Raw genomic sequence first — 24,700 nt, forward strand, 5'->3', positions numbered from 1 at the left:
CATTTCATTTATTCACGAACGACAAAATGGCTATGCACCCAACCATATTCATCAATGCTTGGTACATGGACATAATACCAACCATCTGTTTCATCATAAACTTGCAGCTCCGTACCATTTTCTAGCTCGGCGATTTTCGGGTAAGATTTCTCAGCCCCTTCACGCAGCACAAGCGTATCATTATACACTTCCACATATGCCGTATAAACCTCGTCATATGTTGGTGCAGTTTTCGAAGTAAAAGCACTATTGACCCAACCTTCAACATCCTTGCTAATAACAAACACCTTATACCAATTTCCTTGCTTGCTTGTCACTTTAAGTGCGGTACCATTAGGCAATTCTTTTGGTAGCGCAAGTGGATATTCCGCACCCGGACCTTGTCTTAGATTCAAGCCATCTTTTAAACGTCCCGTACTAACATATAAATTATGCTCTTCCGCAGAAGAACTTTCCGTTGAGTTGCTGAGCATTTTAAAGATTTTTGTGCCCATTTTCGAATTTAAAGCCTTTGCATTTTCTGCTATTTTTTCGTTTAATAAATCCAATTCATCTTCGGATTCTTCTGCAACATTTTCATTATTTTGCTCATCTGCTACATCTAAACGTAATGAATTAATCAACGCTTGATAATAGTTTTCTAGTAGTAACTGTTCAGCCGTACCTTCTTCAAATGCTTCTTTTAAGAAATACGATTTGAAAAGTTGAGAAGCTTTCGCAGCCGGTTCACCTTCTAAATAAGAAGACTTTAAAATATTCACTAACACACGTTTAAATTCTTGATCTTTATCAACAATTGGTGTGCCATATTTTTGTTCGTACTGACTCGCATAATTTAAAATAGTATCCGCTATTTCTAACGTGCGATTATCAGCTAGATTTTCTAATTCTTTCGTAAAGTTTTTTGGAACTTCTGCCTCTTTTGCTGCTATCGTCTTATTAACCGATTCGCTTTCTGCATTATCTGAACTACAAGCAGCTAGCAAGCTCGTTGCTATCATTAGGCAGCTTACTTTGCGAAATGTTTTATTCATGTGTGTACCTCCAAGATTGCTAGTCTTTCTTATTCTAACGGAAAATCGCTAGTATAGGGAGTTTTTTCTGAAAATGGCACGAAAGAATCAAAAAAAACACAATTAATTAGTTAATAAATTAATCATTTAACTAATTAATAAATTAAACTTTAATGATTGTTTCACGTGGAACATTCCTAATCATTTCTTGTACCTATGCTCTAAACTGCTACTTCCTGTTAACTAAAAAAGACGTCATCAAAAGCTACTTGCTTTCTGACAACGTCATCATTGATTCAAGTCAGTAATTGTTTAGTACGGCAAAAGAACCGAACTATGATGCCTTTTTCGCACGACGCGAAATAATATCCAATGCAATTCCTGCTAAACCTACAATTAAAATAATGATCCCAAATAATTTATTACTACCGAATAATGCATGATAAAAGCCAATCCCTGTCATAAAATACAATGGTGCTGTTAATAGAAATTGTTTCATATGTATACCTCCAGTTAAATTAATTAGTTAACAAACTAATTGATTAACTAATTAATTTTAGATTTCATATTTGTGATGTTCCAAGAAAGCGCAAATGAAGCAGAAGCTAGGTATGCAATAATAAAAGCATAATTTACTTTCCTTGTTGGTATTATATTCGACGCAAACAAAAGAATGTCCTTTATTTACGTTCGCAAAAAATGTTTACTGTTTAAATAACTATATTAATTAGTTAACATATTAACCAATTAACTAAGTAATACATTAATTAGTTAATTTAAAAAAACCTACAGCAGATGCTGTAGGTTTTTGCGTTATTTTGATTCTTTGATAATATGCTTTGGTGCTTTGCCATCACGAATTGTTTCTTCATCAAAGTAGAACGTTACATCTTCTTCTTCATCTGGCAGATTGAACATATGTGGCAATAATACTTTTTCTAAGACAGAGCGCAATGAACGGGCACCTGTTTTCTTTTCATAAGCGATTTCAGCAATTGCTTTTACCGCTTCATCTGAAAATTCAATATCCGCACCGTCATAGCTTAATAGCGAGCTGTATTGTTTTAACAGTGCATTTTGTGGCTCTGTTAAAATACGCGTTAATGCATCTACATCTAATTCTTGTAGTGGCACAACGACTGGCAAACGACCAAGCAATTCTGGAATCATGCCAAATTTGCGTAAATCTTCGGCTTCTACTTCAAGAATATAATGGTTAAAATCTTTTTTCTTTTGTTCAGCTTCTGAAACTTCGTCAAAACCAATACGACGACCTTCTTCACCTAAACGCTTTTTAATGATTTCTTCAATTCCTTCAAATGAACCACCTACAACGAATAAAATATTCGATGTATCCATTTCAACATTGTTGCCACCTGGGTGTAAACGATTTGCATCAATTGGAACTTGTGATTTTGTACCTTCTAAAATTTTTAAAATTTGTTGTTGTACAGATTCGCCTGAAACATCGCGTGTAATCGAAGCAGATTCTGATTTACGGCCTAGCTTGTCGATTTCATCGATATAAATAATACCGCGTTGTGCGCGTTCTAAGTCACCATCTGCTGCTTGTAATAATTGGCGTAGCATAATTTCTGGGTCACTACCGACATAACCCGCAGCTGTCATACTTGAAGCATCTGCTACAATCATCGGAATATCAATCAGTTCAGCTACTTTGCGTAATAAATACGTTTTACCTGAACCCGTAGGACCAACCATTAACACATTCGATTTTTCAATTTCTGGTTGACCTTCTTCACGATGTGCATTATGTGCCATACGTTTTAAATGATTATAAATCGCAACCGCTAATACGCGCTTTGCTTCTTCTTGACCGATGACAAAATCATTTAAATAGTCGCGGATCACAGAAGGGCGGACAAAGTTTTCGGCATCTAGCATCGTGTCATCTACTTCATTAGCTTCGTTATATTGAACAGGACCTAATCCTAAAATTTCATATGCTGTTTGAATACAGTCTTCACAAATTGCAACTTTCTCATCTGGACCTTTAATAAAAACCGTACCTTCTAATTCCTGATGACAAATACTGCAATATTTTAATTTTTCGTTCGTCATAATATCCCCCTAGGCGTTGTTGTTCACATACTTTAAACTAGTATGTTTCATTCGTCAATTAAATATACTTTGTTGAATAATTAAATTATACCGCTATCTATTTCTAGCGTACAATAACAAGTCTTAATTATCTTTTATCCATTGAAGCATTTTTTTATCATTGTCTTTATTATGACGTTTAATCTTATGGTTCATGTAGCGTGACAGCGTTGTATGGCTCATGCCCATTTCTTCGGCGGCCTTGCGAATCGAATACCCAAGCTCGTCAATTTTAGCGCGCATCGTTTCAGGTGTTAATACTAACACGGCCACTTCTTCCACTTCTTCCATTTCTTCCTCAAAATCAAACGCCTCTTGTGCCGACTCTACTACTTCTTCAAATACTGCATCAAAGACGTCTTCAACAGGGGCTTCTTCAATAGGTTCATCTAACGTAGGCATTTGTTTACGATTTTCACGCACAACGATATCTGGTGGCAAAATCGTGACGCTTAACTGACTCCAATAATTTTTTATCCAGCCACGCTTACCAACGCGCGCTTCATCGATTAATTCGCTATACGTCCATGCTTTAATAATGTCATCGCGCTGCAAATCATCGAGCACTTCTTCAAATTTATCGCGTAGTTGCACACCATTTAAACGCTCTGGAAAATTCATTTCTTTTAAAAGCGTCGCAATTTTAAACGGCTGATGTAATGTGCCACGCACCACACGAATTTTCCATTGACGGCTCAAATAACGCGTCAGTCGTTTATGTTCACGTTGTGTAAAATAGCTATATTTAAATACTTTTAAATCGAGCACCCCTAATGATGATTTACTGCCATTTAAATACGGCTGCAATAACGACGATGGTTTAATTTCAATCGCATAAATGCCCTTTGGCTTATTCGTTTTCTTATCAAATGCAATGCGGACATTTCCCACTTCAAACATGCGTTTAAAGTCTTGGAACTTATACAATTTTGAATTGATGTCGCGGGAGTTGATAATTTTCAAACGGTCCGGCCCATCATTCAAAGCAACCCAAACACTCGTCAATGCAGCAACACGGCGCATAATATTGAAGCGGTCGCGTTCTTTAAACTTTACGGTATCAGTTGAAGCGCCGTGATGTCCTTGTTGTAATAACAATGCATCATCACTATGAAACTCAATAAAACCGTCGCTCGTATGCTCGCCCGTCATCCACATATACGATACTAAATCAAAAATATCGGCTGTTAATTCATCGAGTGAGCTTAATGTATTTTCCACCGCATCAATTAAATAATCTGCAGGTTCAGCTTCCATTAACGGCGCAGGGCGCAATTCTGCTAAGCCATGCAACTGACCTTGATTATCGACAAGTTCTGATTCAAGGTGACCGCGTCCATTATCGGCGAATCCTTTTTTACTCGTTACAATATTACGCATCAAATAAAATGTCGTGCTCGAATCCGTCATCATATAGTTTTGATTGACAAGCGGTTTTGTAAAATCTAGTTCCACATCACTCATCATTTGAACAAATGGCAACATCGTTTGTGTAATCGTATCTTTATAACTTTCGACGGTATCGCGAATTACTTTTTTCGTCATGCGTTTAAAATTCGTTAACTCTACTGTAATCAAATTAAACAACGCTAAGAAAGCTTCATTTTTTGGTTGCTGGTGCAAACGTTCATCATCAGATGTTTGGTATGCATCTTGATGCCATAATTCTAACAACATTGGTGCATCTTCGAATAATTCCTTCGTTTCTTCATACACCGCAATCTTCGTTTCTTCATACGACAATAAAATTGTTTCCGAAATAGCCGTATAATCCATTGTGCACCACCTCTTTTCTTACTCATTATTATAACAAAATGCACCATCAAACAAAGCCGTATACAATAAACGGCACCATTCTGTAAAACTTGGTGCAGAAACAGTAACCATTTGCACCAAAACATCGCTTGGTGCAAAAGTGCAGACAAAGTTGTGTAGTATAATGTGCACCATTTTCATTAAAACCAGCAATATGCACCACTTTATAGACGGGTTCGCCCGAAAAAAGTAAACGCACCACGACGAATGCAAACTACGAAAAAATCGCCATAAAAACAGCAAAGCTATTTTTTCCAAAAAATGAGTTTATAGACAAAAAATGAACGATTTTGGGACAAACCTGTGTACAAACTTCGGACAAACCCGTGTAGTATTTCGCAAATTATGCACCATTGGGACAAACCCGTGTAGTTGGAAACGTTGCTATTATCGTATTGTTGATTTTTTGGTGCATTTTCGGTGCATATTTTTTTGGTGCATTTCCAAACCCGTGTAGTATTTTTTTTTACGCATGGGGGTATTTTCGGGACAAACCCGTGTACAAACGGTGATGGATAAATTTTACAAACATTGTTAAATCAATGTTTTATACACTTTCCATTGGTGCATTTCAATTTCAGAGGTGGTGCAATATGAAAAAAAGTGGGACAAACCTGTATAACAAAAAAAAATCAAAAAAATTTCAAACCCTTGTGGCAGTAAGGCTGAAGGGCATTTTCAAATTGGTGCATAATCCTCTAGAGAGAGCACTTTCACGTTTTTCCGATTCTTTATAATAGAGGAAACAATCGGAGGAGGTGTATTTCAGCATGCTAAAAACGTTTTATAACATCCTATTACATAATGGAATTGCTACATATCGCTATAAAAATTCACATGCACCAGAACAAAAGCGTCTACAAATGGCACATTTGGAACAACAAACGCGCCAAGGTGTTCTTTTTGCGGTGCGAAACAAAGAAGATTTTTCAAAACATGGCGTCAAAGGCTATATTATTAATTCAAAAGAGCGCTTATTAGAAGATGTGGCACGTTTAAGCCACTTTACACCTAATGTGTATCGCTTTGGTGCATATACCGATACGAAACGCACCATTGTGCACGGGTTTGTCGAAACGAATTTGCAACAAATTAATGCGTTTGTTGTTGATATTGATACGAAAGCTTTTTCGGTGCAAGATATTTTACTAGCATGTCTAGATGACTCCATTGGTGCACCAACTGCGATTGTGGCCTCGCCGCGCGGTTATCAAGTATATTTCGTCTTAAGTGAACCATTATTTATTTCAAATAAAAATGATTTCCAAGGCTTGAAAGTAGCAAAACGTATTGCAGCAAATTTAAAAACGAGTTTACAAGCCGTTCAGGCAGATCCTTATTGTAATGATTTTGGATTTTTCCGTGCACCAACTGAACAAAACCTTGTCTGGGTACAGCTTGAGCAAACGTATAGCATCAAGCAATGGATTGATTGGTCGATGCGTCAACAAGAAGATGCACCATTTTATGCGGTTCGTCCAAACCCGTCTACAAACAATTTAATGCACACCGATTGGTTCCACGCACTTGTCAATTCTGCTCATATTAAAGGAGCAAAAGGGCAAATTGGCCGTAATAATACATTATTCACACTAGCGCTTATTTGTTATAGCGAAGGAAAGTCAGCAAATGAAGCGTTTGATATTATTGATGAATTTAATGCGAATTTGCACCAACCATTAGCGCATCATGAACTAACAACGGTCGTACGTTCTGCTTATTCGGGACGCTACCGCGGTGCATCAAAACAATATATTGAAGAACTATTAGCATTATATGTACCACATCAACAATTTGAATTGCCAACAGGTGGCTGGTACAAATTCAAAAAAGAACGCCATGAACGCAGCCGCAGTCATTATACGGAATGGGAAGCGGACATCATCGCATACATTACGGCCCAAAAATGCACCACTGGACCATTTATTTGGCGTTCGCAAAAACAGTTATGTGAGGCCCTAAATATGCCGCAAAGCTCATTGAATGAAATCATTAAAAAATCAGAGCAATTGGTGCTTATTCGTAAAGGAAAAGGCCGTGGTGCAAAAACCGGCTGGACAACGGTAGCCATTTATATTAATTATGTACGCACGCAAGCGCAAAAGCTGTCACAACAAAAAAGCGCACTGCGTATTTCACTATGGTCATTTATTGCAGAAACTAACTTTATCGCATCAATAGCATGCACAAAGCTTATCGAACAGCTCTATCAAATCATGCCATACAAACTACCGAAACTTGTCGGTAACTCTGGCTAATTAATACTCCACTATGCCAATACATATTTCTAGTTACTGTGGTGCGATTAAAAAAAGACTTACCAATATATTTGATAAGTCTTTAGAAGTTATGTTATTTAAGTGCCTGTTTATAAGATTCTAATTGTTGTATTAATTGATCTTCATCCATCTCTAGTAGTTTATCTACTGCGAAATCAATTACTTCTAACAATTTCATATCATGTTGTGCTGCATTAATTTTAAAGAATTGATGCGCTTTTGCAGACATTAACGTTGTTTTACGTTCTACTTTTTCTTTCTTCTTTGGTTCAGAAGCTATATCTTCATGCATTAAAGCTAAGCCACGTGCCTTTGGTTCAGAGAAAGCAGCTTGATGAGGATTTTCACCTTCAGCACTAAACTTGCTATTCAGTGCATCATTTTCTAATAAGTTTTTACGTCCCATATGCGAGACCTCCTATAAATTCTTTAATTCTTTTAATTGCACAAGAGAACCTTTTGTTTCTGCCCATTGGACAATACGCGGGATAACATAACGTTTTTTCGCTGTTTCAATATCTTTGAAAACATCACGTAACGCTGTTGTTAATTGATTAGCGGTAAATTCTAAACGTTCAAGTACATCATCACGATAAAAGACAGCTTTATCAAAGGCTTCAATGAGCGTATTGTATTCGATATGGTTTAAATCATCGCTAGCAAGCTCTAACAGTTGTTCTAAGCGGATTTTATTCGTATTTATAGGTAACTTGCCAACACGTATTAAAATCTCTTGTGCAAGCGAATCATACATCGCAAATGTGTTTTTATCATGTTGATCAAATTTATTCGGATTGGGTGGCACTAAATCGTAACGTTTTACGCGTTCACGTTCATAAACACGCGAGTAGAAAATATGATCACCATATGTTTGAAGTGCAGATGAAATCACCGTGTAATCGACATTACTACGCTTATTTTCAAGATACATGAGAATACCTAACAGTTTTGCACCATCATAGCCATATTTCGAGTTATGAGCACTCTCAGCCGTTTTGTTCGACTCTTTAAGAAAACTACTCATTTGGCGATAACTTTTCGCCTGCGTCATCATAACGCCGATATAATAGTCACTCGCCACGATAGCATTAATATTTTGAATATTTGAAGTAGGCGGCACATCATACAAAATAAAATCATAATTGGCTTCTACTTGTTGAATGACTAAATCTAAATAAAGACCTGATTCAAACTCTCCAAAAACACCTTTATTAAACAATAATAAATCCAAGCCACTTAACTCTTCCCCAGAAGGAATTAAATCTAAATGATCGTCCAATTTAATAACGGCTTCAGTCGCTGTTTTCGGTGACTTAATCGCCTCAAAAACAGATGTATGATTTGCTAACTCATGTTGTACATTAAATGTGCGGACTAAAAAGTCAGTTGAGTCAGCTTGTGCATCGAAATCGACAACGAGTACTCGTTGATTAAAATGTTTTGCTAAAGAAATCGCGAGGAGACAAGTCGTGGTTGTTTTACCAACGCCACCTTTACTGTTACCTAGCGTAATTTTAATTGCCACAAATTCCACACTCCCTTAATTCTTACAATAGCTATAGTATAGCAAAAAAAATACTAAATTAATATATTAGTTTTTTAATTGATTAAGCTATTAATAAATTAACTAATTAATTGTTTGAAAATATAATAAAAAAGCACCAATTTATACGCGGAAATCGTAAAATTGATGCGTCACTATTCAAATTGGAAAAATCACTTGGAATGAAGCTCCTTTTGAGTCAGCACTTGAAACAATAATTTTTCCCGAATGTTGTTCGACAATTGCTTTTGCTAGAGCAAGACCTAGGCCTGTACCATTTCGTTGGCGAGCAACATCCCCGCGATAAAAACGGTCAAAAATTAACGGTAAATCATGTTCGGGAATCCCAATACCATTATCAGTGACGGTCATTTTTATCGCATTACTTTCTTTAATTAGCGAAAGTGAAATAGGACCCTTTTTAGTATATAACTTCGCATTGTCTAATAAGATATAGAGCAATTCTTGTATTTTTGTTATGTCACCAAAAAATTCAATATTTTCTTCGATTTCGGTAACAAATTGTATTTCAGCAGGCATTATTTTTTGAAATTTAATGGCAATTTTTTTAAGTAAATCAGAAAGAGGAATTACTTCTTGATGTTGAGCCCATTGCTGTTGATCGTGGCGAGCTAAAAATAATAATTTTTCTAAAAGGGCTTCCATTAATTGTGCTTCATCTTTCATATCATGTACTAATTCTTTGCTAAAAGGACTTAGTGTGTGTGCCTCTTCTAACTCCAAAATTTCAAGTGAACTATAAAAAATGCTGAGAGGTGTTCGTAATTCATGAGAAGCATCAGAAACAAACTTTTTTTGCTTATCAAAAGACCATTGAATAGGAACCATAGCTTTTCTGGCCATATAATAACTAAGTAGCCCAATTAAAATTGTTGAGATACACGTTAATAAAATAAGTAGTTGAATTGTTTTTTGGAAAAAATGTTTTTGTAGCGTGATAGATTTCCCTAAAATAATATAGCCAGCAACGTTATGTTTTTCATAAATTGGTTTTTTTAGCAGTAAGAAATAGTGTTCTTGCCATTCGAAATGAACGGAAGAATTTTCTGATATAGGGCTATGTGAATAAAATTGCTCTAATTGTTGCTGCATTCCTTTATACGTTTCATCACCATGAACGAAGTTGTGATCTTTTGTATAGATGTAATAAAAATAATTTTGATCAGGGTCATAGCTTAACCGCTGTTGCTCATGCATATATGCATAAAAATCGTATTTTTGCTTTTCATAATGAGATTCTAGTTCATCTAGCTGCTGGGTATTCATTAAATTTACGAGTGCAAAATAAAAGATAATAAGGAAAAAAGAGAAAAATAAAAAGAATAGTGTTGCATATAATAATGATAATTTTTTCCTCGTTTTATGAAACACAGTGATTCCTCAATTTATAGCCGATGCCTCGTATGTTTTGAATGTATGATTTTTCAGGATTAGTATCAATCTTCTTTCGCACGAGTCTTACAAGTGCATCTAACGAATTGTTAGAAACATCAAAATCATAGCCCCAAATATGTGTACAAATCTGTTCTCTCGTTAGTACTTGCCCTTTATTAATGAATAAATATTCTAATAATAAAAACTCATTTTTTGTTAATTCGACTTCAATGTGATCGCGTAGAACAGTGCGAGAGTCTATACATAATTGTAATTGTTCTACTTGGATAATTTTTTCGATTATTTTTTCTTTTCTCCGTAATGTTGCTCGAATTCTAGCTAAAAGCTCGTCCATTTTAAATGGTTTGATGACATAATCATCTGCTCCAGTGTCTAACCCTTGAATGACATCTGCTGTATCGTCTTTAGCAGTCAACATTAAAATACCACCATTAAATCCATCATTTCGTAATTGCCTGCAAACTTCAATACCACTCAAATAGGGCATCATCCAATCTAAAATAAGTAAATCATATTTTTCAGCTATCGCATTATCGAGTGCGTGTTGGCCATTATCTACTTCAACAACATGATAAAATTCTTTTTTTAAAATATAACTGATATTTTTTCTTAAGCGTACATCATCTTCTGCTAGTAATATTTTCAAAATAAGCCTCCTACTTTATGCCGAAATACAATGTATCTCATAAAAAATGATACCATGTACTTTTTTTACAAACAATTATTGTCAGTATTTTGATTCATTAAGTTTGTGTAAAAAATAAGGTATTCAACGATACAATCGTGAATACCTCTTGTAGAAATTACCTAAATCGTAATGAAAAAGCGCTTGTACCATACAAGGAATACATACACGGTCCAAACATATCGACAGCGGTTTGCTTTTCCTTCATAATGTTCGTCCAAATAGTGAACTAATTGCGTTGTGTCAAAGAATTCCTTTGCAAAGTCAGCTGTAAACATTTCTTTCACTAAATTGTAATATTTTTCTTCGCGTAGCCAGTGACGTAGGGGCACAGGAAAACCGAGTTTTGGTCGTTGTGCCCATTCTTCGGGTAGCTCCTCGTAAGATGCTTGTCGTAGAACATATTTTGTCTCATTATTATTTACACGATATTTCGATGGGATTTTTTTTGCGACTTCCATCACTTCTTTATCTAAAAAGGGGACACGCAATTCAAGCGAATGAGCCATACTCATTTTGTCAGCTTTTAATAAAATATCACCAGGCATCCAAAGATGTAAATCGAGGTATTGCATTTTTGTCACATCATCATCACCTGGGATTTCATCATAAATGCGTTGTGTGATTGACTGAACAGAGGGACCATGTTGATAATCGGATGTTAGCACCTTTATGGCATCATCTTCATCCCAAACAATCGCATGACCAATAAAACGTTCTTCTACCGTTTTCCCACCTTTTACGAGGAAATGCGTATATTGATTTTTCGGTAAACGTTCTGCAACTCCTCGAACCGCTTTACGTACACCAAATGGAACTTTTTCATATTGTTGCATTTTATTTGAGTTTTTATACCAAGAATAGCCGCCAAATATTTCATCTGCACCTTCACCGGAGAGCACGACCGTTACGTCTTTTGCTGCTAATTCAGATAAGAAATAAAGTGGTAACGAGGATAGATTGGATTGCGGTTCATCCATATGCCATTGAATTTTAGGGAGCGCTTCAAAGCATTCTTCAGCAGAAATATATTTTCGTTCATTTTGCACATCGATTGTATCCGAAAGCTCTTTTGCTAAATTGGTTTCATTAAACATCGTTTCATATTCGGAAAAACCGACTGAAAATGATTTATGTGGACGTAGTAATGTTGTAATATAACTTGAATCAATACCACCTGATAAAAAAGAACCTACTTTTACATCGCTAATTTGATGGGCTGCAACAGCATCTTTCATTGTTTTGCGGATTTCCTCTACATAATTTTCGAGCGGTGCTTCTTTGGCATTAAATTTTTTATCCCAATATTGTACGATATTCATCTCACCATTCTGAATAATCATATAGTGAGCAGGTGGTAGTTTGTATACACCTTTAAAAAACGTTTCATCCATTGAATTATATTGGAATGTTAAATAAGGACGGAGGGCATCTTTGTTTAATTCCTTAATGAACGCGGGATGCGGCAAAAATGCTTTAATTTCTGAACCAAAAAGAAAAGTTTGATCATATGTATGATTCGTATAATAAAGTGGTTTAATACCAAAGCCATCACGAGCGATAAATTGTAAGTCTCTTTTTTTGTCCCAAATACAGAATGCGAACATTCCTCGAAGTTGTTTGACAAATTCCACACCATATTCTACATAGCCATAAATGATTACTTCGCTATCAGATTGCGTTTTAAATGTATAACCTTTTGCAATCAATTCCGAGCGTAGTTCTTGAAAGTTAAAAATTTCACCGTTGAAGACAAGTACGATATTCCCATCAGCACTATACATAGGCTGATTAGCTACGTCTGATAAATCAATAATACTTAATCGACGAAAGCCTAGCGTGACTTTTTCATCTGTATAAATTCCACCGCTATCTGGCCCTCGATGAATAATCGTATTCATCATATTTTCAATTGTTTGCTCGTGATCAATTTTAGTTGTTCCATTAATATAACCAATAAATCCACACATGTATGTTCACCTCATAAATTTAATAAATAAAATAATTAGCATTCGCCTATAATTGTGTACAAAAGTACGTTTAAGTTACTATACCTTTCAAAAATGAAATGAAACTGAAAATAAAGAATTTTGTAAAATTTAACTTATTTTTAAACTTTGGGCATTATATTTAGGTAGATAATTAAATTTTGGAGGTTATGAAATGAAAAAAATTACAGTTTCGACAATCGCGGTAGCTGTCGGGTTAACAGTCGTTACACCAATGGCTAGTGAAGCGGCATCATCGGTAAAATTAAACAAAAAGAACGTATTAGTGCATGCTAAGTCAGAGAAAGTAGTAAAAGGCTATAAAGTATATAAGGGGAAACTTTATAAAAATGGTAAATTAAATAAAGGCTATGCAGTTATTGGCTCTGGTTTGAATATGAAGCTTTATCATAATGAAGCATTGAAAAAAGGCTATAAGACAGCGAAAAGCAATCAATATTTATTTAAAAATGGCAAACTAACAACAACATTAGTTGAACATAAAAGTTTATTTTATTATAAAGGGAAGTTAGCAAATGGCACGATTTCAAATACAACATATGTGAATGGTAAAGTAACAATTGATGCGGCTACAAAGCAGTTTGTAACAGATGTAAAAACCGCGCTGACATCAAAGGGTGATGTAGCAGCAATCATCGTTAATTATTTAGAAAAAAATGGGCAAGATATAACGGCTTATCAAAACTTGCAATATGTTGAAAATTTAAATGCGATTTTACCAGCGTTTATTAAAACAGATAGTGCGGACGACATCGTAGCATCTTTCCAAGTAGTAGTTGCAGAAGCAGTAAAAGCTGAGACAGAAATTGTGAAAGTGGATAAGCAATCAAAAGCACTGCTTGCACAATATCAAGAGCTTCAAAAAACGTGGGGTAATGATGAAGCGAGTAAGGCCGCGCACATTGCATTCCTTCGCTCAATGCAAACGGAAATGACAAAGACTTATCTTGAAATGAATAACTTGCCTGATACGACGAAATGGATTTTAACGAGTAAAGAAGTAGGGCTACAATATGATCAAGTGTTAGAAGATATGTGGCTACAAAGCTTAATTAAAATTGCGGATTTACAAGGTTTATCCGAGTATGTTGGTTACGGTAAATTTGCTAAACCAGAACAAGTAACCGTCGAAAATAAAGAGCAAGCAATAGCATTTTTAACTGTTATAAAAAGTTATACAGGTATTGAAAAGCACTTGTTAAGTGCTGGTGTAGCCGAGCGAGCAGGTATGGAATTAGATGCGTATGTGCAACAGTTTGAAGCTGCGATTGTAGTATTAGAAAAGTAATAATGATAGAGAGTGGGCTGGGACAAAACTCGATTTTTAGGAGAAATATAAAATTTGAGGCGTAATTTTCTTGTCTAAATGAATCATTTAATGCGCTTGAAAGCAAAAAAATGTGAGGCGATTTTGAAAATCGCCTCACATTTTTTTGTCCCAGCCTCTTTTTGGGAAATAAATAAAACAATATTACTAAATTAAATATATTTTAAAAGTTACATATTTTTAAGGTAATTGGGTATTTAGTATAATATGTACGTAATTTTAAGGGGGAGAAGAGATGGGGGTAGGCAAGAAATTAAGTTTGGCATTTTATACGATAATTGGGTTGATGGCAGTTTCTGTTATGATTACTTTAGTTAATTTATCATCCATTCAATCAAAATCAGAATTGGCATTAGGGAATCGCATTCAACAATTACAATTAGCAGAACAAATTCATTCAGATGTTTATAAGCAAGAGTTATTTGCACGCGCAATTGTTTCTAATAATAATGAAGCAAGTCAGCAACAATTAGCAGAGAGTGTAAAATCTGCTGAGGAGCATATCATTGCATTAAAACCGTATTTACTTTCGCAAAGTATGAAAGAGTCTTGGAAAGTGATAAATGACCAAAATGCTATTTTTAATGGGCAACTGAACGGTTTACAAAAAGTAGTAGCGAATAAAGAGTTAGATGAAGCACAACGTATTATTAAGGAAGATTTGTCGATTACAAATAGAGAAATATTAGATGAAGCACAAGTAATAATAAACTATCAAAATAAAAAATTAGCGGAAATTAAAGCGGAAACCGCTCGTGCAATTTCATTTACGAAAATGACGGCTATTATAAGTGTAGTTGTTAGTATGATTATAGGCATTTTATTAGTAATAATGGTCAATCGTACAATTACAAAACCACTTCAACAACTTGCAGCAGCTGTTGAAATTGTATCAAAGGGAGATTTGTCGCACGAAAATATCGCTTATAATGCTAACGATGAGATTGGTAGTCTAACAAATGGCATCAATGTTATGAAAGACAACTTACGCCACCTTATTCAAAACGTGCAAATGAATGCAGAACAGCTTTCGGCTACTGCCGAGGAATTATCAGCAAGTACGGAAGAAGTGACTGCAACGAATGAAGATATTACATCACAAGTAACAAATACATCGAAGGTAACAGAAAGTTCGGCAAAGGCTGCCAATGAAAGTGCTCTTGCGATGAACGAAACAGCACAAGGGGTCAACCGTATTGCAGATGCGGTTCAAACGTTAAATCAGGCGTCAGTGGATGCAAGGAATGTTTCTAGTAATGGCGTAGAAATTTTAGGTAAAGCAAAATCTCAAATGGACGTGATTAGCCATTCTACGGCAATGGTCAATCAGCTTGTCGATAAGTTAGCGAAACAAACAGAGGAAATTGAAAAAATTACTGGTGTCATTACTGATATTACCGACCAAACCAATTTACTAGCACTTAATGCGTCGATTGAGGCAGCGCGTGCAGGAGAGCATGGCAAAGGTTTTGCCGTTGTCGCAGAAGAGGTTGGAAAATTAGCTGAGCAGTCGAAGGAATCTGCTAATTTGATTGCCACATTAACACAAGAAATTAAAATGGATACAAAAAATGTCGAGCAAGCAGTTGGAAATTCATTAGTGTCGGTAACAGATGGCGTTCATATTATTGTCGAGGCAGGGACGTCATTTTCAACGATTTCACAAGCGATTAATACGATAACAGCACAAGTTGAAGATGTATCGGCGACGGCAGAACAGTTATCGGCAGGGGCGGAGCAAGTTTCCGCATCGGTGCATGAAATCTCATCAGGCTCAGTACAAGCTGCTGGCAACATTGATGTTATCGTCAATGCGATGAGCGAGCAAGTTGCAACAATGGCACAGGTGAGTGAAGTGGCATATAGCCTAAGCTTAGGTGCGCAGCGTTTACATGAAGAAATTAGTAGCTTTAAAATATAGTTAAATTGACGGAAAAAGGGTATTAATTGGTTGAGGTGATAATCATGAAGTTAGATATGGTCGGATTAATTGTACAGGATATGCAACAAGCGCTCGATTTTTATCAGCTGCTCGAGTTAAAGCCACTTGTTGGAACAGCAGATGACGCCTATATGGAACTTGCCAATGAAGGGGTGCGTATTTCATTAAATCGTTTAGATATGATGAACGACGTACTTGGCTTTGAACCCGAATTTATTGGCGATAAGGTCGAGCTGGCCTTTGCCGCTGATTCGAAAGAGGAAGTCGACCAGCTGTTTCATCGTATTCAACAGCATGGTTACAACATTGTTCGTGAACCTTGGGAGGCACCGTGGGGACAATATTATGCATTAGTACGTGATGCAGACCAAAACATTATTAGTCTATTTTACAACGTTTGACGCTTGTTTAAAAACATGCTACGTTTTGAAGTAGCGACAATAGAGAACGAGGCCGCTTAGATCAAGCGGCCTTTTGTATGGAGGAACGGCTATGCAAACAAAAGAACAAGTTTTTAATGAAATTCAACATATTATGCAACATGATTATGTGGGTTTTTCGGCAGCGTTGCAGCAATCTCAACAGCATCATGTAACAAATCAGATGACTGATGAGCAATTTGTGCGTGTCATCGAAGATTATTTAGCAGACTTTAAAGATGGGAATCTTTATTTAAGCGTCAAAAATAGCGTACGTCCGAATATTGGATTTCGTGTACGCCGTCATGAGAACGTACTCTATATAATAGAAGCTTCTCAAGAAACACGCCTTCACAAGGGCGACCAAATTATCGCTATTGATGGATTGTCAATTGAGGAAGCGAGCAAGAAATTTCATAAACAATTAGGGCATGATAAAGCAGAGCGCCAAAATTGGTCAGAAATATTAATGCGCGCAACATCGGTGACTGTACAACAGCGCAATGTGCCGATAGAACTTATATTAAGTTCATATGCGCGTAAGCACTATAAACCAACACATAAAGCGATGATGATGAATGAACAAACCTTGTATATGAAGTTTACAGATTTTGCGGAAGAATATGCGGTGCGAAAACTCGTCTCCCAATATGAGCATAGGTTAGCGAATATTCAACATGTGATTATTGATGTGCGTGAAAATTATGGTGGCAACGATGCGTTTTATTTTCCGTTGCTTGATTGGCTATTTGAGCGAGATTATACTGTGAAGGAATTACAACGGAATGAGACGATGTTCACAAATTATACGGTGCGTAATTGTGAGTTGATGATTGGGTTATTAGAGCATTATATCGAACCCGATATGAATGCAGCTATTGAACAGATGATTGAACGTGAAATCTTTTTAGTTGAACAACATCGCGGGCAAGGCATGATTGAAGTAACAGAGGACTTAGATGTGACGATTGAGGGGCGCCCAATACCACAAGCAATTTATGTGCTGACGGATACACATTGTGGAAGTTCGGGAGAAACATTTGTTGCCTATGCAAAAAAATCGCCAAAAGTGACCGTTGTTGGTCGTGCAACAATGGGCATTATGGCGACATGTAATGTTGTGACGGCTGATTTTGGTGATATCGCACTCAATTATAGTATGTCAAAAATGAATGAAGAGAGTGAATTGGCCTCAACAGATGGTATTCAGCCACATGTTTATGTGCCGTGGACGCCAGAGCATTTGCATGAGGATGTCGATTTAGCTGTCGTGCAGGCATTGATTAGCCAACAATTATAAGCTTTGGAAAAAAATTTGCCACAGCATTAAAATAATGACGACTGTAATAATAATCGGCAGTAGGCGTTTTATGGTTGATTTAGAAAATGATACGTGGCGTAATGTTGCATCGTGCAACGCAAGCTCATTGTGTGCAGCATCATGGAATTGCACATCGCGTAATACAGCATGATGAAATGTCGTATCATCAAATTGACACTCTTTAAATTGAACGTTGTCAAATGTCGCTCTATCAAATGAAGCATACGAAAAATTAATGTGCTCAAATGTTATATTTTTTAATGTGGCATGCTGAAACTGTGCATACGAAAAATCTGCATCAGAAAAATGCATGTCCTCATAGTTCGCATATTGGAAATTTTGTTGTGTAAAGTCAATTGCGGTTACATGTAAGGTCATTCGAAACATCCTTTCAAAACAAAATAAACTGCTATGAAAAAAAGCCGAAATCGTACATAGATTTCGGCTTTTTACTATGGCTACGACGTCGCGGCGATGATTTCTTTGATTTGTGCTAAATGTCGTTGTTCATGATAGCCGATAAAATCAAGCCATTGGGCGAGTGATAGTGTTCCAAATGCCTGATTTTTTGCAACAACATGCTCTAAATCTTCATCAGAGGCATGTGCTAGTGCGTTGGTGAGTGCTTTCCGGCTTTGTCCTAGGTGAGCGAGCACTTCTTCAAGTGAATAACGGTCGTGTGTTGGATGCCAGCGATCTAATGCTTTAAATTTTTGTGTGCGATCTGCTGTTAAGTGAACAGGTTTTTGCGGCACATCATCGATAAATTTCCGTTTGATGACAGCCTCCTTTAAAAGACCACTCACGTCTTCTTCCATTAACGCTAAATGTTCCGCTACTTGTAGCACGGTCCAAGAGTTTGAGTCAATCGAAGTATTTAAAGAATCCACTGGTAAGGTTGTAAGGTAATCAACAAGTTCTGTGCGTGCTGTCGTTAAAATAGTCAAAAAATCAGCTCCTTTACAAAAGCTATTCCCGATTTTTAAATAGTACAAGCATCAAGTGTTAAATTAAAAATAACAATAAGGATATAAAGATTCCTAGATTATAAACCAAATGTGTATTCAAATACATTTTGTTATAGTACACAATTTAATTTTTTTAAAAAAATTTTATTATTTTAATATATTTTATGGATATGCTGTTTTAATCATTTATTTTCTTTTTAAATACTTTATTAACTACTTTATGTTCGTTTTTTCTTTTTAATAATGAAATATTCTGTCAATTTTGTAAAAACGATTTATGTTGGGCGTGAAATCAGGTTTTTCCGCTTCGTTATTTTTATATTTTTCAAAAGGGGTTATTTTCCATTTTCGGTAAATACGAAGAAAAAAATTTGTTGCTTTTGCATAACAGTCCACATACAATAGGTTTACGGAACATTACTAAAACAGAAAATTTTATCATCTAAGTAGAATTTTCAGCATTGAAGGGGGTTTTATAGATGGCTAATCAAATGGACATTTCAGTTGAAGAACAGCCAAAAACAAAGGTTGGGGAGCCGGCGTTAGCGAATAAAAAAGAGAAAGAACGCCAAGTATATAAAGAAATCGCGCAAATGGATTCTTTTAAGGCGTTAGTGAAAAAGAAAAAGAAATTCTTATTCTCAACAACTATTTTATTTTTAATCGCATATATTATGTTACCTGTTTTAACATCATTCACAACTGTATTAGAACATCGTGTCGTTGGTAAAATTACGTGGGTTTGGATTTATTCATTATCACTATTCGTTATGACAATCGTGTTATGTGAAGTGTACAAATTCCGCGCAAATAAATTTGACAAAGATGTAGAAAAAATTATGAAAGAGTATGAAGACAACAAGTAGTTTCATACATCAAGGGGGATCGGGCTTATGAATATTGTAACGATTAGCTTCTTCTTAGGCATCGTTGGTTTAACGTTAATTGTCACGTACATCGCAGCGAAGAAAACATCTTCGGCAAGCGATTTCTATACTGCTGGTGGGGGCTTAAAAGGCTGGCAGAATGGTTTAGCAATTTCAGGGGATTATTTATCGGCGGCCGCATTTTTAGGGGTATCGGGTGCCATTGCTTTATCAGGATTTGACGGTTTCTTCTTCTCTGTAGGATATGTAGTAGCAAACTTAGTTGTACTGTATATTATCGCAGAACCGCTTCGTAACTTAGGGCGTTACACATTAGCGGATATGATTACAGCTCGTTTTAATGAAAAACGTGTACGTGCTGCAGCAGCACTAAGCACAATTACAATTGTTATTCTTTACATGATTGCACAGCTAGTAGGTGCCGGTGCATTAATTCAATTATTATTTGGTATCGACTACTGGGTTGCTGTACTAATCGTTGGTACGATGATGACAATCTACGTATTATTCGGTGGTATGGGTGCGACAAGTTGGGTGCAAATTATTAAAGCATGTTTATTACTATTCGGTACAGGTTTAATGTCATTCCTTGTACTACGTAACTTTGATTACAGCATTATTACAATGTTTGACGAAGTATCACGCGCAACGGAACATGGTGACAACTTCTTGAACTCAGGTGTAAAATATACAAATGGTTTTGATTCAATTTCAATGTTAATCGCATTAGTACTTGGTACAGGTGGTCTTCCACATATCTTAATGCGTTTCTTCACAGTAAAAGACGCACGTACTGCACGTACATCGATTTCTTGGACAACTTGGATTACAAGTATTTTCTTCACATTAACAATTTTCTTAGGCTTCGGTGCTGCGGCATTCGTTGGCGTTAAAGATATTATGGCAGCGAACGCGGCTGGTAACTTAGCTGCTCCATTATTAGCTGAATACTTAGGCGGCAACGTACTATTATCATTCATTTGTGCGGTAGCGTTTGCGACAATTTTAGCCGTAGTATCTGGTTTAGTATTAACAGGTGCCTCAGCGATTTCACATGATTTATACGGTGAAATCTTTAAAAAAGGTCAATTAACAGAGAAGCAACAAATGCTTGCGGCACGTGTTGGTTCAATTGTGTTAGCCGTATTCTCAATCTTATTAGCATTAGGTGCACAATCATTAAACGTATCATTCTTAGTATCATTTGCATTCTGTATCGCAGCATCAGCGAACTTACCGGTTATTTTATACACAATTTACTGGAAGCGATTCACATCAACAGGTGCAATTGCGGCAACAGTAACCGGTTTAATCAGCTGTTTAGTATTAGGTGCATTAAGCCCGAATGTATGGGGCCCAGAAGGTACAGCAATCTTTGTTGGTGAAGCGTTATTCCCATTAACAAACCCAGCAATCATTACGGTCCCACTTGGTTTCCTAGCAGGTTATCTCGGTTCAATCTTTTCTAAGAAAGAAGAGAATGATGATATCTTTGATGAAATTACAGTAAAAGCGAATACGGGTATGGGTGTATCAGATATCTCGCACTAAGCAATGAAAAAAGGAACTGCGCAAAAAGCGCGGTTCCTTTTTTTATTGCATGATATACCATATAAATAATATTGCAGCAATCATTACAGCTACAATGGTGCTAACGATTCCTTCAATATATTGACGATCTTCCGGTGCGTAGCGATATTCAAAGTACGTATTAACGAGCGTTGATAGACTAATAGCTACAAGTAACACCAGGGCATTTTGAGATGCGCTGAATCCGAGATAGAACATCGTACTAAAAGAAATGAAAAAAATGATAATGCCTTGCTTAGATGCCACGTAACGTTCCTTTCGTTTAGGAACGGCGAAAATTTTTCGCGTCACAAAGGTGAGTAATAGCTCGGCAATAATTAAAATAATAATGATTTTCACGACAAAAGTCCATGAAAATGACGGCACCATTTGTGCTAAGTTATGTGTGTTTTTTGGCAGTTTTCCTTTAAATGTTTCATGTGTCGTTACATCATAGAGTGCATAGTGCTGCTCATCGAATGCGTAAATGCGTAATGCCCGTTCTTTCCCAGTGTCATACTTTACGATGACATCAGCATATGGAAAATCAATATACTCGTCGCCAATACTCGTATCAGCTGGCTGTGCGTTCGAGAGCAATATTTGCATGTACTTTAATTTATCGTCATTTAAGACAAGTGGTGTGCCAAGTGAAAAAGGGGATGTACTCACATAAAATTTTTCATCAGGATTAGCGTTTACATGCATCGATTCAATCGGGATCGCAAGCGGTGGTGTTGCCGTTGATTGCTTTGTTTCTGGAAACATAAGTAGCAAACTAAATAAAATGGTTAGAGCAGTAGCGGCGATGCTTGTAAAAATAACAGGCCAAGCTATTTTTGTTGTTTGTGGTTCAGTGATATGTTGCATGATTCGCTGCTCCATCGCTGGCTGAAAACGTTTGTCTAATCCCATTTCGCGGTCTAGTTGCTGTTTAAAATTGTTCATGCATAAACACCTCCCAATCTTGCGCTTTTAGTTGAGCCTTTAAGTGATTACGCCCACGAATTAAGCGCGTTTTTACAGTGTTTTTGGAGCACTGTAGCCATTCTGCAATCTCACGCGTATTTAGCTCCTCGTAATAATAAAGAATAAGAACTTCGCGGTAGTTTAAAGGAATACGGTGGAGCGCCTCAAGAAGCTGCGTTTGTTCTTCTTCACGCTCAACTAGCCGCTCCGCTGAAGCAGTTGATTTCTCTGGAAGTTCACCAAATGGTAGCCACGGCCAGCGTTTCTTTTTTCGTAAATAATCTTTACTTTTATTGGCAGTGATTTTTAATAAATACGTTTTAATGGAGCTCTCACCACGAAAAACGTCATATTGATTCGCATAGGCTAAAAAAACATCTTGGACAATTTCTTCTGCAGCGTTCCAATCTTTTGTATAGAGATATGCTAGTCGCAAACAACTTTCACCGTATGTAGTCATGGCGTCGCGTAAATGCATCGCACGTCCTCCTTTCCATTGTTATAGTATTGTCGTAAAAAAGGGAGAAATGGGTTCAAGTTTTTGTGGGAATTTTTATTTTTCAGGATATATATAAGTATTTAATAAATCTTATTAACTAATTTATTTTATTTTTAATTCTATTTACCTTATAATTGAATGGTTATAATATATCAAAAATATGATGAAGGTCATAGACATCATTGAGAAAGAAAGGTGAAGATATCGATGATTGCAAAATTTGAAGAAGAATATATGATGCCTCATGTATCAAATGTTTTCCAATCGTTTATTGCAACCTTCTTTTCTATTGTTCATCAACATCTAATAGAAGAAATGCATGATACGCGATTTGAAGATGCATATATTACATTGCAATTGAATAGTTTAACTACAATTGATGAAATTATTACTACATATAATGTACCAACACAACTAAATGATTTAGCGAATGGTGAAGTTCTTTCACGTAGTATCGATGCATATATTGAAATCGCAGAATGTTGTGCGAATTTTCAATTGGAGGCAACAGATTTATTGCATCAATATTTCCCGCAAAAATACCCTAATTATTTTTTGAGTGTTGAACCGCAATTAAAAGCATTGCAACAGCAATTGGTATCTATTCAACGTGAGAAACAAGCAGTTGAGACAAATTACAGTGAAGTATGCGTACAATTGGATCATGCACAAAACTTAGCAATAGAAGAGCGTGCAGAATTTGAGAAGACTGTAACAGAAAAAATAACACAATTACAACAACTAACAGCACAACTCACTGAATTTGAAAAAAATTTAACAGAGCAAAAAATCACATATACTCAGCTGCAATGTGACTATGATGAGTTAAAACAAACAGAACAAGCGCTACAACAAAGCTTAGAGGAAAATAATGTTAAGTTAGCCGATGCTGAACAACAAAATCATACATTGCAAACCACTGTGGCAGAGTTAACGGACACAATTGATATCAATACAAAGGAATATCAACGCCTAACGAAGGATTATGATGTTATTTTACAAGAGAGAAGTGAGTTACAAGCTTCTTATATGGAACATCGTAACGAGCTTCAAGTGCTGCGTGAGCAATATGAGCGTGCGCAGCAAGAGAAAAAAATGTTCGTTCAGCAACAGGAAAATCAACAGCAGCAAGCCAGCATGCTAGAACAACGCTTAAGCGATTTACAGCAAAAAACGTCGAATGTATTAACCGAAAATGAACAGCTCCAGCATAATACAGAGATACAAGAAGAAAACAGTATAAAAATGCGCAAATTATTAAAGAAACAATGGGAAGAACTCGAAACATTAAAACAAGAGCGAGAGAACGCTATACAAGCAAGTCGTGTATCTGAAATAGAATTCGAAAAATTGCAGCAGCAATTGACACATGCAACCGAAGAGATGAAACAGTTAAATGAAAAAGTGGCTTGGGTGCAGACTGCTAATGAGATGCGAACTCAGGAAAATGCGACATTGTTAATGCAGAAACAACAACTTGAAAAAAAAATAACCGATTTTAAACAATCGACTCCTAACTCTCGAGAATCTTCGACACAACAATTTACTGAGCAGCAAAAAGAACAACAACGTTCTATGGATTTGTTAATAGAACATCGCAACTGGCTAGAAAATGAATTAGCAGAATATAAACAAAAAGAGCAACAAGCAAATCAAAAACTTCATGGTGCAGAATTATTGATTCAAAGTTTACAACAGCAACAAATGTCTAACGAAGTAGAAGAGCATTTGCATAAATTGCAAGCCAGTTTAGAAAAAGAAGTGTTGAAAAATACAGACTTAGAGCAAAAGATTGCGTCAATGGAAGGGAATATTGCGTTTTGGAAAGGGCAATATAAAGAGGTTGTAGATTTAGCGAAAAATCACACTAGCTCGAATACTAGGTTCTGTCTAAAAACTATTTCCACCCCATGATATA

Annotated in this window: 21 protein-coding genes; 8 read left to right on the forward strand and 13 right to left on the reverse strand. The window is 36.2% G+C overall.

The window, feature by feature from the left end; translation table 11 throughout:
- Window positions 1-8 precede the first annotated feature (8 nt).
- The 4 genes from V514_RS0116975 to V514_RS0116990 form a co-directional block, all read right to left on the reverse strand.
- Window positions 9-1,034, reverse strand: a complete 1,026-nt coding sequence (locus tag V514_RS0116975; protein ID WP_029501031.1) for an SH3 domain-containing protein — start codon at window positions 1,032-1,034, stop codon at window positions 9-11.
- A gap of 313 nt (window positions 1,035-1,347) precedes the next feature.
- The gene (locus tag V514_RS20480; protein WP_161630218.1) at window positions 1,348-1,512 is read right to left on the reverse strand and encodes a hypothetical protein; all 165 of its coding nucleotides are present in this window, start codon (window positions 1,510-1,512) and stop codon (window positions 1,348-1,350) included.
- Window positions 1,513-1,826: 314 nt separating this feature from the next.
- On the reverse strand, window positions 1,827-3,095 hold the full coding sequence (gene clpX, locus V514_RS0116985; protein ID WP_029501032.1) for an ATP-dependent Clp protease ATP-binding subunit ClpX: 1,269 nt from the start codon (window positions 3,093-3,095) through the stop codon (window positions 1,827-1,829).
- Between the two features lie 123 nt (window positions 3,096-3,218).
- Window positions 3,219-4,910 (reverse strand): hypothetical protein, encoded by a 1,692-nt coding sequence (locus V514_RS0116990; RefSeq protein ID WP_029501033.1) that lies wholly within the window; start codon window positions 4,908-4,910, stop codon window positions 3,219-3,221.
- A gap of 809 nt (window positions 4,911-5,719) precedes the next feature.
- On the opposite strand from V514_RS0116990, the gene V514_RS0117000 reads away from it, so the two are divergent.
- A complete protein-coding gene (locus tag V514_RS0117000; protein ID WP_029501034.1) occupies window positions 5,720-7,207 on the forward strand; it encodes a primase C-terminal domain-containing protein in 1,488 nt (495 codons plus the stop codon).
- Between the two features lie 94 nt (window positions 7,208-7,301).
- On the opposite strand, the gene V514_RS0117005 is transcribed toward V514_RS0117000, so the two are convergent.
- The 5 genes from V514_RS0117005 to asnB form a co-directional block, all read right to left on the reverse strand.
- A complete protein-coding gene (locus tag V514_RS0117005; RefSeq protein ID WP_029501035.1) occupies window positions 7,302-7,634 on the reverse strand; it encodes a phage tail tube assembly chaperone in 333 nt (110 codons plus the stop codon).
- Window positions 7,635-7,646: 12 nt separating this feature from the next.
- Complete coding sequence (locus V514_RS0117010; RefSeq protein WP_029501036.1) at window positions 7,647-8,753, reverse strand: ParA family protein; 1,107 nt, start codon at window positions 8,751-8,753, stop codon at window positions 7,647-7,649.
- A gap of 177 nt (window positions 8,754-8,930) precedes the next feature.
- The gene (locus V514_RS0117015; RefSeq protein ID WP_029501037.1) at window positions 8,931-10,163 is read right to left on the reverse strand and encodes a sensor histidine kinase; all 1,233 of its coding nucleotides are present in this window, start codon (window positions 10,161-10,163) and stop codon (window positions 8,931-8,933) included.
- On the reverse strand, window positions 10,153-10,833 hold the full coding sequence (locus V514_RS0117020) for a response regulator transcription factor (RefSeq protein WP_029501038.1): 681 nt from the start codon (window positions 10,831-10,833) through the stop codon (window positions 10,153-10,155). Before V514_RS0117020 ends, V514_RS0117015 begins: the two co-directional genes overlap by 11 nt.
- Before the next feature lie 161 nt (window positions 10,834-10,994).
- Window positions 10,995-12,842 (reverse strand): asparagine synthase (glutamine-hydrolyzing), encoded by a 1,848-nt coding sequence (gene asnB, locus V514_RS0117025; RefSeq protein WP_029501039.1) that lies wholly within the window; start codon window positions 12,840-12,842, stop codon window positions 10,995-10,997.
- 193 nt (window positions 12,843-13,035) lie between these two features.
- Here asnB and V514_RS0117030 point away from each other — a divergent pair, with 193 nt between their 5' ends.
- The 4 genes from V514_RS0117030 (at window position 13,036) to V514_RS0117045 (ending at window position 17,869) form a co-directional block, all read left to right on the forward strand.
- The gene (locus tag V514_RS0117030) at window positions 13,036-14,169 is read left to right on the forward strand and encodes a hypothetical protein (RefSeq protein WP_029501040.1); all 1,134 of its coding nucleotides are present in this window, start codon (window positions 13,036-13,038) and stop codon (window positions 14,167-14,169) included.
- Between the two features lie 274 nt (window positions 14,170-14,443).
- Window positions 14,444-16,129 carry a methyl-accepting chemotaxis protein gene (locus V514_RS0117035; RefSeq protein ID WP_029501041.1) on the forward strand — a complete coding sequence of 562 codons (1,686 nt, stop codon included), beginning with the start codon at window positions 14,444-14,446 and terminating at the stop codon, window positions 16,127-16,129.
- 44 nt (window positions 16,130-16,173) lie between these two features.
- The gene (locus tag V514_RS0117040) at window positions 16,174-16,551 is read left to right on the forward strand and encodes a VOC family protein (protein ID WP_029501042.1); all 378 of its coding nucleotides are present in this window, start codon (window positions 16,174-16,176) and stop codon (window positions 16,549-16,551) included.
- Window positions 16,552-16,642: 91 nt separating this feature from the next.
- A complete protein-coding gene (locus tag V514_RS0117045) occupies window positions 16,643-17,869 on the forward strand; it encodes a S41 family peptidase (RefSeq protein WP_029501043.1) in 1,227 nt (408 codons plus the stop codon).
- Here V514_RS0117045 and V514_RS0117050 read toward each other — a convergent pair.
- A complete protein-coding gene (locus tag V514_RS0117050) occupies window positions 17,864-18,268 on the reverse strand; it encodes a pentapeptide repeat-containing protein (protein ID WP_029501044.1) in 405 nt (134 codons plus the stop codon). The two genes, V514_RS0117045 and V514_RS0117050, sit on opposite strands and share 6 nt — an antisense overlap.
- A gap of 80 nt (window positions 18,269-18,348) precedes the next feature.
- The gene (locus tag V514_RS0117055; protein WP_029501045.1) at window positions 18,349-18,837 is read right to left on the reverse strand and encodes a DinB family protein; all 489 of its coding nucleotides are present in this window, start codon (window positions 18,835-18,837) and stop codon (window positions 18,349-18,351) included.
- 500 nt (window positions 18,838-19,337) lie between these two features.
- Between V514_RS0117055 and V514_RS0117060 the strand changes: the two genes are divergently transcribed.
- Window positions 19,338-19,724 carry a DUF485 domain-containing protein gene (locus tag V514_RS0117060; RefSeq protein WP_029501046.1) on the forward strand — a complete coding sequence of 129 codons (387 nt, stop codon included), beginning with the start codon at window positions 19,338-19,340 and terminating at the stop codon, window positions 19,722-19,724.
- Window positions 19,725-19,751: 27 nt separating this feature from the next.
- On the forward strand, window positions 19,752-21,296 hold the full coding sequence (locus tag V514_RS0117065; protein WP_029501047.1) for a solute symporter family protein: 1,545 nt from the start codon (window positions 19,752-19,754) through the stop codon (window positions 21,294-21,296).
- A gap of 42 nt (window positions 21,297-21,338) precedes the next feature.
- On the opposite strand, the gene V514_RS0117070 is transcribed toward V514_RS0117065, so the two are convergent.
- Together V514_RS0117070 and V514_RS0117075 are read right to left on the reverse strand one after the other, a co-directional pair.
- Window positions 21,339-22,262, reverse strand: coding sequence for a hypothetical protein (locus V514_RS0117070; RefSeq protein ID WP_029501048.1), 924 nt, complete (start codon window positions 22,260-22,262; stop codon window positions 21,339-21,341).
- Window positions 22,249-22,761: an RNA polymerase sigma factor gene (locus V514_RS0117075; RefSeq protein WP_029501049.1), complete on the reverse strand. Its 513-nt coding sequence runs from the start codon at window positions 22,759-22,761 to the stop codon at window positions 22,249-22,251. The genes V514_RS0117070 and V514_RS0117075 overlap by 14 nt, the downstream gene beginning before the upstream one ends.
- Before the next feature lie 228 nt (window positions 22,762-22,989).
- On the opposite strand from V514_RS0117075, the gene V514_RS0117080 reads away from it, so the two are divergent.
- A complete protein-coding gene (locus tag V514_RS0117080; protein WP_029501050.1) occupies window positions 22,990-24,696 on the forward strand; it encodes a coiled-coil domain-containing protein in 1,707 nt (568 codons plus the stop codon).
- Window positions 24,697-24,700 lie beyond the last annotated feature (4 nt).

The organism is Kurthia huakuii LAM0618 (assembly GCF_000505545.1).
Classification (GTDB): Bacteria; Bacillota; Bacilli; order Bacillales_A; family Planococcaceae; genus Kurthia; species Kurthia huakuii.